This window comes from Gimesia sp. (assembly GCF_048262075.1).
GTDB lineage: Bacteria > Planctomycetota > Planctomycetia > Planctomycetales > Planctomycetaceae > Gimesia.
In genome coordinates this window covers 61615-74722 of sequence record NZ_JBLXFK010000010.1, presented here as the reverse complement: position 1 = coordinate 74722, position 13108 = coordinate 61615, and the positions used below count along the sequence as shown (strand labels likewise).

General features: G+C 49.4%; 10 protein-coding genes. 2 read left to right on the top strand and 8 right to left on the bottom strand.

What is annotated here, in order from left to right:
• Positions 1–43 precede the first annotated feature (43 nt).
• From ACN0YH_RS19020 to ACN0YH_RS19005, 4 genes are all read right to left on the bottom strand, one after another.
• On the bottom strand, positions 44–757 hold the full coding sequence (locus ACN0YH_RS19020; RefSeq protein ID WP_417381166.1) for an ABC transporter ATP-binding protein: 714 nt from the start codon (positions 755–757) through the stop codon (positions 44–46).
• Positions 754–2361, bottom strand: coding sequence for an HlyD family efflux transporter periplasmic adaptor subunit (locus ACN0YH_RS19015; protein ID WP_417381303.1), 1608 nt, complete (start codon positions 2359–2361; stop codon positions 754–756). The genes ACN0YH_RS19020 and ACN0YH_RS19015 overlap by 4 nt, the downstream gene beginning before the upstream one ends.
• 259 nt (positions 2362–2620) lie before the next feature.
• Positions 2621–5395, bottom strand: a complete 2775-nt coding sequence (locus ACN0YH_RS19010; protein WP_417381165.1) for a TolC family protein — start codon at positions 5393–5395, stop codon at positions 2621–2623.
• A gap of 63 nt (positions 5396–5458) precedes the next feature.
• Positions 5459–6031, bottom strand: coding sequence for a MarR family winged helix-turn-helix transcriptional regulator (locus ACN0YH_RS19005; RefSeq protein WP_417381164.1), 573 nt, complete (start codon positions 6029–6031; stop codon positions 5459–5461).
• A 250-nt stretch (positions 6032–6281) separates the two neighbouring features.
• Between ACN0YH_RS19005 and ACN0YH_RS19000 the strand changes: the two genes are divergently transcribed.
• Positions 6282–7706, top strand: coding sequence for a sulfatase (locus tag ACN0YH_RS19000; protein ID WP_417381163.1), 1425 nt, complete (start codon positions 6282–6284; stop codon positions 7704–7706).
• A gap of 77 nt (positions 7707–7783) precedes the next feature.
• On the opposite strand, the gene ACN0YH_RS18995 is transcribed toward ACN0YH_RS19000, so the two are convergent.
• Together ACN0YH_RS18995 and ACN0YH_RS18990 are read right to left on the bottom strand one after the other, a co-directional pair.
• Positions 7784–8281 (bottom strand): hypothetical protein, encoded by a 498-nt coding sequence (locus ACN0YH_RS18995; RefSeq protein WP_417381162.1) that lies wholly within the window; start codon positions 8279–8281, stop codon positions 7784–7786.
• Between the two features lie 271 nt (positions 8282–8552).
• On the bottom strand, positions 8553–8993 hold the full coding sequence (locus ACN0YH_RS18990; RefSeq protein ID WP_417381161.1) for a hypothetical protein: 441 nt from the start codon (positions 8991–8993) through the stop codon (positions 8553–8555).
• 395 nt (positions 8994–9388) lie between these two features.
• Here ACN0YH_RS18990 and ACN0YH_RS18985 point away from each other — a divergent pair, with 395 nt between their 5' ends.
• On the top strand, positions 9389–10135 hold the full coding sequence (locus ACN0YH_RS18985; RefSeq protein ID WP_417381160.1) for a sugar phosphate isomerase/epimerase family protein: 747 nt from the start codon (positions 9389–9391) through the stop codon (positions 10133–10135).
• Between the two features lie 91 nt (positions 10136–10226).
• Here ACN0YH_RS18985 and ACN0YH_RS18980 read toward each other — a convergent pair whose 3' ends face one another.
• Positions 10227–11930 carry a S1 RNA-binding domain-containing protein gene (locus ACN0YH_RS18980; RefSeq protein ID WP_417381159.1) on the bottom strand — a complete coding sequence of 568 codons (1704 nt, stop codon included), beginning with the start codon at positions 11928–11930 and terminating at the stop codon, positions 10227–10229.
• A gap of 181 nt (positions 11931–12111) precedes the next feature.
• The gene (locus ACN0YH_RS18975) at positions 12112–13026 is read right to left on the bottom strand and encodes a formylglycine-generating enzyme family protein (RefSeq protein WP_417381158.1); all 915 of its coding nucleotides are present in this window, start codon (positions 13024–13026) and stop codon (positions 12112–12114) included.
• Positions 13027–13108: the final 82 nt, after the last annotated feature.

Below are 13108 nucleotides of genomic sequence, written 5' to 3'. Positions count from 1 at the left end.
TGTAAGACAGAATGAAAAAGTAAAGGGGTGACTATGTGTCGCGTTAAGAGACAGGGAGGGCCTGTTGCAGGATGGTTTCACTTTCAATCAGACCATCTTTCATCATGATCTGGCGCTTGGTCTGTTTGGCAATCCCCGGTTCATGGGTCACCATAATAATGGTGCGTCCCTCTGCATTCAGATTATGCAGGATATCCATAATTTCCGCTTCGGTGGCGGAATCCAGGTTTCCGGTTGGTTCATCTGCCAGAATAACCTGAGGGTCATTGACCAACGCACGGGCAATGGACACACGCTGCTGCTGCCCCCCGGACAACTGAAAGGGGCGGTGATCCATGCGATCGCCCAGCCCCACCATGCGTGCCAGTTCCATACACCATTCCCGCTCGACGCGTCCAATCGCCGGGTAACCAGACCGGTAGAGCAGGGGGACTTCAATATTTTCGAGTACCGTATATTGTGAAATCAGATTAAACGACTGAAAGATAAATCCGATCATGTCGTTCCGCATCTCTGAGAGTTCATCATCATTCAGCGTAGAGACATCGCGGCCGCCAAGGATGTACTGACCGCTGGTCGGACGGTCCAGCGCCCCCAACAGGTTCAACATGGTACTTTTACCACTCCCGGACGAGCCCATAATGGCCACAAAGTCCCCTTCAGGGAAGTCCGTAGACACGCCCCGCAGTGCTTTGACCACAACCGATCCCAGGTCATAGAACTTGGTGAGATCGACAATTTGAGCAGCAAGCTTCATGGTCGGTTTTCTCCGCCGGGCCTCGAGCCGCCTGATGTACCACCGGGACCACCAGCACCGCCGCCGGGGACTCGGAGTTTACTGAGCTCTCCTGCATCCAGAAAACCGTCCTTGTTGGCATCCAGTTCATCGAAACGTTCCTGCATTCGTTCCGGGGTTTCATCCTTGGAAAGTTTTCCATCGGAGTCCTTATCCAGGCGCTGTAGCATACCAGCGGCATTTCCACCGGCAGGTTTTTTCTTGGCTGCCGATTGACCACCAGATTTTTTACCGCCTGTATTTCCAACTGCAGGACCTCCCGACTTTGCATCAGCACTGGCGGGGCCCTTTTTGTCAGCCTGTTTTTTCTTTTCCATGGCCAGCTGTTCTTCCAGATCGATCAGCTCGTCGGCAAAGTGGGTCCGTGGATTCAAAATCACTTCTTCCCCGGCTTCGATGCCAGACAGGATTTCGATCATGGTATCACTGGCCTGACCAATTTTGACTTCTCTGCGTTCAGAGGTTCCATCTGGCATTAAAATAAACATATAGCGTTGTTCGCCAATTGTAATCACAGACTGTACCGGCACCTGCAGAATATCTGGGCGCTGATCAACGCGAATTTCAATTTCTGCAGTTAAACCAGGCTTGAGTTTGGTGATGTCACCATTGTCAGGAAGAATTCTGATCGTGGCTTTGTACTCTTTTAAGTCAGGTCGCATCCAGTTGGAAGAAATCGGCACTGAGGAAACCTGATCGACGGTACCGCGATAGAGTTGCTCGGGAAAGGCGTCGACGCGGATATCAACAGGCAAGCCTTGACTGATCATACTGATTTTCGATTCGTGAATGCGGGCATCCACTTTCATTTGTGAAAAGTCAGGGAGTTGAATAATCGACTGACGTTCGCGGACTTCTGTCCCTTCTTCAATCACATCCTCACCACTACTGCGTCGACCGCTGTCCTGGTTTGCGTAAACGACCTGACCGTTTTGTGGTGCAATCAGCTTACAGGCGAGTATCTGCTCACGAATGCGTTCCAGTTCGCTCTTTTCCACTTCGTAAGTCAACTGGCTGGCTTTGAGGCGGGCATCATACTGGGCCAGCGTGGCAACGCCCTGGCGCTTTACGCGTTCCAGGTTTCGTATTTTCTCGTCTACATCTGCTTCGAGTTCTTTGCTCTTACGGGTCTGAACGTAATCTTTTTCTACCTTAAGATCTTCTTTGGCAATCTCCAGATCAATCTCGGCTTTGACGACAGTAATACGGTCGGCTTCGACATCATTCTGGTTTTTATACCCTTTTTTGGCGATGCGTTTTGAGAACTCGAAAGTCTCTTCAGCACGTTGCAGATCCTCACGCGCTTTGGTGATCGCGCCTTCTTTCACGTTGATATCCCGCTGTGATTCCCCTCTGAGAAATTTCTCCAGATCGAGTTTCGCCAGCACTAACGCCAGTTCTGCAGCGGAGGTATCACTTTCATTCTGTGTCTTTTGAATCGCGACATTTTCCTCGGCCTGCTTCAGTTCGGCTTCCGTCTGCGTCACCTGAATCTGCTGCTGTTTTTCTTTGTCGACCAATAGTGAAGAATCGAGTTCACAAACGACATCCCCTTTCTCTACCATTGTTCCTTCCGGAACAATGCTGAGGATGGTCGTGAAGCCTTTCACTTTGCTGGACAGGGTCACATTATTCAGACTGTCAAGCTGACCTCGTTCGGTAACCGATACCCGGAACGGGCCTCTGGTTGCCTTGTCTGTGATGTAAGAAGTATTCTTCTTCACCCCAGACGAAAACACAGAAAAGAGCGGGGTGCGCAAAGCAGGTATGGTCAGGACTGAAGTCACGACGACAACCAGTGCGATGATCAGCACTGTTGATTTTTTAAGGCGCCTGCGCTGGCTCTTCTTCTGTTTCGGTGAGTGCGTTGAGTTCTGCTGCAGGTCGGAAGACGACTGGTTGGATGTCTTCTCCTGCAGTGACTCTTGTTTCTGTTGTTCCTGGGGTGGATTGGCGGTGCTCATTGGTAGGCCTGATTCTTCCCGCGCGGTGTTGATAGAAATCGTCTTTCCAAATACCATTTTCATCTATCTCCATGATACCCATATCTCGATAGATGTTAAGTCGGTTTTGTTCATAATTTACCCAGTTGCTGATTAAACCGTTTTGTGCCTCTAATACCGAAGATAACGCATTTAACAGTGTTAACCCCGGGGTTCGTCCAGCCTGGGCAGGTCCCGAGGTGGCCTCGACTGCACTGTCGTACTGCAGTGCCGCCAGACGAATCTGAACCCGTGATGTTTCGAAATTCTGACGGAGGACATTCAGCTGGCGCCAGCTCTGTCGAATATCGAATTTGACATTGTCTTGTGCTTCCATGAAAGTACGACGCTGTCTCTGGTAGTCAATTTGAGATTCGCGATAAGCATTACGCTCCTGTACTAATGACAACGGAGCCGTAAATTCGATACCTGCCCGCAATCCAGCCTGACTACCGCGGAAGTCGAGAGGCTTATTTTTGCCGAGAGGCGTACTTACGTCTCCATCTACTACGACATTTAACACCGCTTCGAGAGAATTAGACCGCACTTCCATCAATCTTCTGGCATCCATGACGTATCCGCGCTCATTCATCAGGTCGAGGCGATTCTCCAGACCAATGCGTACGGCTTCAGAAATACCCATCGTAAATGGTTCCAGTGTAATGAGTTCGACCCGCAAACCAATTTCGATCACCTGCATTCCCTGGGAAGTTCTGAGCATATCTTCCCGCAGATTGGCCATTTCCAGAATAATTCGTTTTTTCTGGTCATTGGAGAGCGTTTCCTCGCTGAGAAAGCCTTTTAACCCTTCCAGACGGCTTTCGATTTCCTGAACCTCTTTGCGAATACCAGAATACAATCGTATATCATTTGCAGTACTTTGACGTACCCGGTCGCGATCCTCAGCCGATACGAGACGGCGTTTGCGTAACGCCAGAATCTCCTCAGAGACCCCTTCCTCGGTTTCACCCAGCAGCAGATCCACATTTTTAATGTCCTGCTCCAATGTCAGTTGAGCATCCGTTTTGAGCCGACCGAGTAATACCTGAAGACCTTCAACAACCTTGAGCAAGTCATCAGTCGTGGGCGGGACAAGATTGGGATCTTCCCAGTCTTCAACATAAACTTTTGCCCAGACTTCGACATAGTCATAGATTTCCTGTTCAATTTCCGGCAGCAGGGGATCGATCAACTGAAATGGTTTCAGTAGAGATTCATCAATGCTCATTGGCATATCAGGAGGCAGACCGAGAAAGAGCTTAAAATCCCCCAGGGAATCCTGAAAGGCGCGCTCAAGAGAACGCAGACGGTTGATTGACTGGGCCAGCCTGGTTTCCAGCTGTGCCACATCCAGAGTGACGACTTCGGTACGAATCCGCTGCACGAGTTCACTCGCGGTGGCCTGATAAGCGTCTTCATCACTGAGCGCGAGCAGACGTTTTTCCTGGTCCGCAGTCATCTCCCCTTTCCAGGAGAGCATCCGTGCCTCTTCATCGAATTCCATTTTCTCTGCAAGCTCAGGCGGAATGATCCAGTTCTCAGGCAGTTTCTCGAGGCGTTCCGACTGCACTTTTGGTTTTTGTGAAGACAACGCTCTGAGCATTTCCACCTGGCGTTCGAGCCGTTTGATGTTGTCTCGTTCGTTGTAAACCACCTGCAGCTGTTGTAACAGCTGCAGAAAGCCGTTTCCGCCTGCTACGTTCTGTGTAAAAAATGTTTTACGAAAGCGGGCCAGAATTCGTGTCTGATACAAGACATTACGTTCATCCTGAGTCAGGTTATTCAAGACGACTTTTCGTCCTGCTCCAAACAACAGAGGTTGCACGAGTGAATAGGAAAGCACACTGACAGAGTTCGTCTGATTCGAGCCGGAAAATAACCAGAGCGTATTGTTGGCCAGTTCCACCGCCCATTGGGCACCACTGGGCAGAACCTGATTGACGCCCATCCGGCTGCCCAGATCCAGTTCCTGAGTTCCGTTCGCCAGACGTCGACGATTCAGTTCGGCCTGGGGATTCTGTCCGCCGACTCCGAGATAACGAACATCGAACTGAAAACGTCCGAAAGTCAAATCCAGAGCAGCCAGAAACAGATTCTCAATTTGAAACTGATACTCCCGACTGTTGATGTTGGCAATATCAATGGTTTCTCGCAGGGTCACATCTTCGAGCGCGGGTAATTCCACACCCGGCATTGAATTACCGGAAGCTGCAATTTCGGCACTCAATTCAGGGCTGATTCCATACTGCACTAACCAGTCCGGGTTTTCGATACTGAGAGCACGGCCAAATTTATGCCAGCTCTTATAACCTTTTTTACACTGTAACCAGTGCATGTAAACATTTGCCGCCGGATCGTCGGGAGGCAGAGGCTCATGATTCGGATCATAGGGATCGTAGAAGCGACTGCGTGGATCCGGTTCTACATCATAGCGAGGAACTTCCCATGCCGGGTCGTTGGCTTTCTCAGCCAGAATATCATAACTGTCCGAGTTGGCCTGATCAGCCCAGAAAGTAGGAGAGCAACCCGTTGACAACACAACCAGACAGGCCATCATCACGACAGAGAGGGCTGACTTGTAAGTGTCATAACAGGAAAACAGACTTGTGCGTCTCATGAATGAGCATCCGTTACAGTATTATTAGAAGCCTGGTAGTATCTAAGAAAATAAAATGAAACACTAAGCCGCAGGAGATCCCTGAAGTGGGAACGGCCCTATTGTATCGGGAAATGTTTTGACGGTTTCCCGTTGAGAACGCTGAATATGTGCAGACTTTAATAATGACTGCAACATGGCATTCAACTGTCTTCTCTGATCAGCAGAGATTGTTGCCAGCAGTCGCTGCGAAACGATGCCATGAAAGGTCTTCACCCGTTCCAGCAATTGAGCGCCCTGCTCAGTCACTTCGAGCACGCGTTTCCGCCGATCCTTTTGAGACTGACGGCGAATCACCAGCTGGTCACCTTCCATGCGTTCGATCAACGTGCAGATATTTGACTCGGACTGCCCCAGCTTTCGCGCCAGTTCAGATTGTGAACAGCCGGTCTCAGTGACCGAATCGATCACTTTCAATGCGGAATAGCGGACTTCATTGATTTCCAGCTGTGAGAAACTTTGATTCAATGCCACCCGGATCAAATGTGCGGTGCGGATCAAAAGATCGATCTGCTCGACGCTCTCATGATGCTGTAGAGAACGCCAGTCAGCAGAACCAGACATTGATTCGAATTTTGTATTACTTTCCTGTTCCATATATTTCAGCCTTAAACTGATTCTTCCAACCCGTTTCAATTTGAACACTCTGTATGTTGGGCAGCACAAAAGCCCTTATTCATATTTCGGACATGAAGTATTAGTATCTGAAGGAGTTATCGGTATAACCCGCAAAGTTTTACATAAGTAAAATCCGATTTCAGGTTGCACTTGCTCAGCAAAGTAGGAACAATCGACAGGATGCTTTGAGACAGGTTTAATCGAAACCCCATCCGGGAGAACGCTTTACATGAAACGATCAGCACTCACGCTTCATCTGGCACATAGATACGTATTCGCCCTGTTTTCTCTATTCTTACTATTGGCCTTAGACACCGATATCTACGCAGCAACCAAGCCAAATGTCATCGTGATCTACGCCGACGATCTGGGATATGGGGATCTGGCCTGCTTCGGACACCCCACCATAAAGACACCTGCCCTGGATCAGATGGCAGCTGAAGGGATGAAATTTACCCAGTTCTACTCAGCGGCTCCTGTGTGTACCCCCAGTCGCGCCGCGTTGTTAACGGGTCGCTATCCGATTCGTTCAGGGATGTGCAGCGACAAACGGCGAGTCCTGTTTCCCAATTCCGGCGGGGGAATTCCTGGAAGCGAAGTCACACTCGCAGAAGCCTTGAAAGCTGCCGGGTATAAAACGGCTTGCGTTGGTAAGTGGCATCTGGGCCATTTGCCTCAGTTTCTCCCTACCAACAACGGCTTTGACAGCTACTTTGGAATTCCGTATTCCAACGATATGGATCGATCCGCAAACCACAAGCTGGGGCGCAAAATCTTCCTTAAACCGGAAGTCAAATTCTGGAATATTCCCCTGATGCGCGATACAGAAGTCGTCGAACAACCAGCCGACCAGACTACGATCACAAAACGCTATACAGAAGAGGCAATTAAGCTGATTCAGGAGAACAAGAAACAGCCGTTCTTCATCTACCTCGCCCACAGCATGCCCCATGTGCCTCTCTTTCGCTCCCAGGAATTTCAGGATAAAAGCCGGCGGGGATTGTATGGAGACGTGATTGAAGAAATCGACTGGAGTGTAGGTCAGGTTCTGAAAGAACTCAAAACACAAAACCTGGATCAGAATACCATTGTCTGGTTTTGCAGTGATAATGGCCCCTGGCTGATCTTTAACGAGCAGGGAGGATCAGCGGGGTTGTTACGGGACGGGAAAGGCAGTACCTGGGAAGGGGGGATGCGTGAACCAACGCTCGCCTGGTGGCCCGGCCACATTCCTTCCGGTTCCGTGTCACAGGAACTGGGAAGTACAATGGATATTTATACCACATCCATCAATCTGGCGGGGGGAACCGTCCCGACTGACCGAATGGTCGATGGAGTGGATCTTACCCCCGTGTTACTGGAAGGGGGAAACAGCCCTCGCGAAGAAATGATCTACTATCGAGGGACCAAACTGATGGCGTTAAGAAAGGGTCCCTGGAAAGCACACTTCATCACAAAACCTGCTTATGGGCGCGAACCATTCCAGGACCATGATCCACCCGTTTTATACCATCTGGAGCATGATCCTTCCGAAAAGTATGACGTGTCTAAAGCTCATCCCGACGTTATCAAAGCGCTGAAAGCGGCTGCCGCAAAACATCAGAAAACCGTAAAACCGGTTCCATCACAGTTGGAAATCCCGCTACAGGAATAATCTGCCACTACCTGGATTGAGCCTTACATGCGCAGAGCAATTATTAAATCTCTTGCGTCTTCGCTAACGGGCTCCTCTTACCAGTAACAGACATAGCGGGGCCCCTCCGGCTCTTCCCTGATGCGAAAATGAACTGCTTTTTCTTTTTGTTGCTGATCGAAACGGTCCCACTCCGCACGGAACCGGGGCAGTTGCGCTTGATCAAATTCAGGCCGTGGTTCCGGCAGTCGAAAATAAGCATCTTGAATCAACGCCAATGCGACCAGCAGGGGATGCTCATCATTGTCGGGCTGGCCAAGCAGTAGCTCAAGCGACTGGGCTGCATGCAGACAGTCTTTAAAACGTGTTTCACGCAAACACTCTGAAGCCATACGTTCGACAAATTTCAGCAGGTTATCGATGCCACGCTGATTCAAGAGAAAGTCTTTTCGGCTTTCAAACTGCAGTGCGATTTCAATCTGCTTCTGTAGCTCTTCATCGGTTTCACAGGGAAGCGACATACGGCCGTATCCGTCGGGTGCAATTGACTCAATGGCTTTAATGGTTTGTGCCAGATCGGGTGGGTTATGATTCATAATTATTTAACTGCAAATGAAGGATTAGACTGTGTCCAGTTTTACTGTAGCGTCTCCAGGGCTATTTGAACCGAGTATAATAATTTGAGAGACGCTATGGTAAAATGTGATGCGTTCTGGAAATCTTCTGGAATACGGGAACTCGGTTCGCTTTGCAGAGATTATATATAAAAACCGGAAAACGATTCATCCCTCATTTGAAAATAAAAAAAGCTGACTGAGTCGAAACTCAATCAGCTCTTTAATTCTTGTTGTACAACAGTCTGATTTCTTATTTCAGGAAGAAATCATCTGGTCCTTTGTGCGTGTAGTAAGGATACTGCACAATCCCCAGGGGCTGATTTTGCTGCGGATAAACGGTTGCAGGGGGGATATATTTGTATGTCTGATAGTTCCTTGGACGTTTATTTTGATGATAGGTATTTTTGTGACCGGTTTTCCAGCCACCTGCTCCTGGTGGGCAATAAGCACCACCGTTTCCGGGTGGACAGTAAGCACCACCCCGATAGTGGTGACCCATCTGCTGTATGGGGGCCTGTTGACCAGCATACTGCTTGTGCATAGCCTGCTGGTATTTAACCATTTTTGCCTGCTGCTGCATCAGGAACTCTCCGTCGGCCGACTGACCCCGAATGACCTGGCTATTCGAGCATCCCACACACAATGGTAGAATCAGACAAGCGGCCATTTTACATAACAAGTGAGGCTTCATTGGCTTCCTTTCCCCCGGTTTTTCTGAATTTGAGCGTGTTTCCGTTCGCGCTCGACATTGGGTATGAGTGATACCTGCTGAGAATTCTGTGGACACTGAACTGGTCTAAGATCGTAAATGGTCTACAAAATACTTAATTCTTTTATCGACCATTCCGAGTCAAACAATAGTTAAAATCACCAAGAATCGGAAAACCGGTGTAATATTCAAAACTGATCGACCTTGCAGAATCGTTAAAACCGGGATAGATTATCGTAGTTTCCTACTCTATAAGACTGTATACATAAAATAGATAAAGTGGGTTGTTTTAAAGTTTGAGATTTTTTCAGGCAAGACATCGTCTGTGACGAAGTGCTCATATAGCTTTGTCTTTAGCCAACAAGGGAGTGTTCGGCGTGTTTGTAGCTGCATCATCACGTTGCTTTTCTGATGAAACATTTGAAGTCAGTTGTGAGCGTCTCACCGATCTGGAGTTCGACAAAATCGAAATCTGGATGAGTGAAGAAAGTAATCATCTGAAACCATCTGAAGTCGTCTCGTCACCGGAAGATTTTTATTCACGTTTTCGGGAAGCCACCCGGTTGACCCCGATCGCGTTCTGCCTGGAGAACGACATCACACCAGATGCGTTCAAATCCTTATGCAAGGCAGCCAAGATGTTGCGGATCGCACAGATCACCATCCCGGCTTCCCCAATGGGTACACCGTTTAATACGGAAATTGACCGGCTCAAAGCATTACTGGAAATTGCCAGTCGCGATGGTATTCGACTTTCCATCAAAACCAAAACAGGTCAACTGACCGAAGACCCGCGTACCGCGACAGAACTCTGTCAGTCTGTGAAAGGCTTAGGCCTGACACTGGATCCGAGTTACTACACCTGTGGCCCTTACAGTACTACGTCATACGACATGGTATTTCCGTATGTCTGTCACATTCATCTGCGCGATTCAACCGCCGACCAGATTCAGGTTCCGGTCGGCCTGGGAGAGATCGATTACAGTCGCCTGATCAGCATGTTGGAACGTCAGGAATTTCACCAGTTTCTCTCAGTTGAAATTCTTCCAGAGCTGATGAAAGATATTGACAGGGCGCTGGAACTACGAAAACTGAGAATGCTGTTGGAATCCGTTGTGATCTGAGAATTGAGTACCCGTTTACAATACAGAAACAGCCAGAGCCTTCTGCGATTTAAAAGGCTCTGGCTGTATTATGTAATGCGGAAGAGATTCCTTATTTGAAATCGTTGGGATTACCAAATAGACCGCCACCTCCACCACCGGCTGATTCATCTGCGTTCCCACCCAGAAGTGGTCCTTTGCGTTTGCGCTCGTAAGTGGGTTGTTCTTCTACCACTTCCTCTGGCTTATCGACCAAAGCTTTAATCGACAGACTGATCCGCTTTCGACTGGGATCGACTTCCAGAACTTTTGCTGAAGTCTCCTGCCCGGTTGTCAGTACTTCCGTTACCCGTTTCACACGACGATGATCCAGTTCGCTGATATGAATCAAGCCCTCCAGACCTGGCTCCAGCTCGATGAAAGCGCCAAAGTCTGTGGTACGGGTCACCTTGCCGGAGATCGTTGACCCGGTCACATAACGATCCTCGGCCAGTTGCCAGGGGTCCTGCTGCAGTTGCTTCATTCCCAGGCTGATGCGGTTTTTTTCTTTGTCGATCTTGAGAATTTTTACATTGATCTGCTGTTGTTCGCTCAAAGCGTCTTTAGGATGCTTGATCCGGTTCCAGCTGATCTCGCCAATGTGCAGGAAACCATCAATGCCTCCCAGATCCACGAAAGCACCGTAATCCTTGATATTCTTCACGGTCCCGGTATGTTCCTGACCGATGGCCAGTTTTTCCCATAGCTCTTTCTGAATTTCTTCGCGTTCTGATTCAAGATACTTACGACGACTCACAACCAGATTACGTTTCTTGGGATTCACTTCCGTGATCTGAACCGTCAGCTTCTGACCTACGAACGGTTCCAGATCGCCCACAAAATACAGGTCGACCTGGCTGGCGGGTAGAAAACCTCGCAGGCTTCCCACGTTGACTTCCAGCCCCCCTTTGTTTGATTTATTGACGACACATTCAACTACCTGACCGGCAGAGACCGCATCCCAGTCACCAGCAGGCTTGTGGTGACCACGTGGCAGCGAGAGCAGGATCAGTCCTTCTGCTTCTTTAATGCTGGTTACTTTGACGCCTACTTCCTGTCCGATCACAGGTGTTTTATCGCCAAACTGACGCAGGGGCACCATTCCTGGTACTCCCATTGCTTTTGCACCAAGATCAATAAAGACATCATCGTTGTTGATTGATTCCACAATCCCTTTTAAACGATCTCCTTCACCAATGCCTTCTTCTGCGGTTCCCGATTTTGCAGCAGGAGCGGCAGGTGTTTCAGTGTCCTCTGACTTTGCTTCGGCAGCGACTTCTTCATCACTCAGCGATTTGGCGAGTTCCTGGGCTCCCTGACCGGATAAAGCGGCTGCAAGTTCCGCTTCCAGATCACCGTCCAGATCATCCACTGCCGGAGGAATATCGACCGGCTCGGCTGCTTCTGCAATCTGCATCATGGCCGCTTCCTGAAGCTGTTCCTCTGAAGGTTCTACGGCTGATCCTGCATCACCTTCTTTGGGAGCAGGAGCGGAACTGGAACCTTTTGCAGGAATTGCTTTGAACTGATCCGGATCCACCTTAGGCTTCAACTGGACTTTGCGTTCCGCTGTGTCCGTATCCTGTGGTTTCACAGCCTCTGGTTCCGCAGGTGTTTCGGTTTGAGGAGTTTCAGCGGGAGCTGAAGAGGTTGCCTCATTCACGCCGGCATCGGACTCCTGGGGAGCGGCTGGCTGGTCCTGATCGGCTGGTGATTTCGCTTCCAAAGCTTCTTCACTCGTATTGACTTCTTCAGTAGATGGTCGTTCTGAACTCATGGGAGATGAACTTTCTCGCCTAATTACTTACTTCAAGATACAGGAATGTTTCACAGGCTCGTCAGGCCAGCCGCAGACAGACATCCACCCGACTGCAGTTACTTCTTCAATTCAGGCTCAAAAACCTGCCGGACTAATTAAAAGAGTATCACCGCTGCAGCATACCTGCAATTCGCAGGGCCTAGTTTTCCGATTTTTTCACTTTTGCTTTCACACATCGTAACCCCAGTGCAGGACTGACTGAAGTTGCTGCCTCTCGCTTTCGACAGGCAGATCGCAGGCGGTCGTATCGGTCCGTCCAGGCGCCGCCACGCACTACGACAGGCTTATCAACGGTTACAGAGCCCCAGACACTGCCATCTCCGGGCGCATTTTCATAGTTGTCATGCCAGGGGTCAGCGACGAATTCCCACAAGTAACCGTGCATATCATACAAACCCCAGGGATTCGGCTTCAGGGCCCCCACGGGAGGGTCATTTCCTGCTGCATTTCCTGTATGCCATGCATATTCGTCCAGAATTCGAGCCAGTTTCCCCTCATCTCCCTGCTTCTGAGGTTGATCACCAAAACTGTATTCCGTGTTGGTCCCCGCCCGGCAGCAGTACTCCCACTCCGCTTCACTGGGCAGTCGAACCTCTTCATCGGCAGCAATCAGCTTTGCTTCCCTTAAATCTTTAGTCAGTTTGACACAGAAATCCCTGGCTGTTTTCCAGTCGAACATTTCTGCTGAATTGCGGGGGCCTCCCCAGCGGCTGGGATTGTTTCCCATCACAGCCTGATACAGATTCTGAGGCACTTCGTATTTACTCATCCAGAAATCATCAGACAGTGTAACTTTATGAACAGGTCTTTCTGAAGGTTCCCCTTTTGTGGAACCCATTTGAAATGACCGGGGAAACTTCCCTTTTCCAGGTGTGATCGGCACCAGCTCTTTGACAAACACTTTTAACAGCTCTGTTTTCGCACTGGGGTCTGCTGGGGATGAGTTCGGTTTTTCTGCAGCAGACAGTGTTGTCAGTCCGGTTAGCATGAAATACATAAGAGTGATCACGACAAACTGTTGCCGGGCCGATGTAACATTTTGGGGATGGTTCATATGCTTCACTACTGGTTCGGATTTTGTTAGGGTACAGCTGCAAACGCATTTTACCAACGCCGTAGTGAATTCGAAAGCTGAG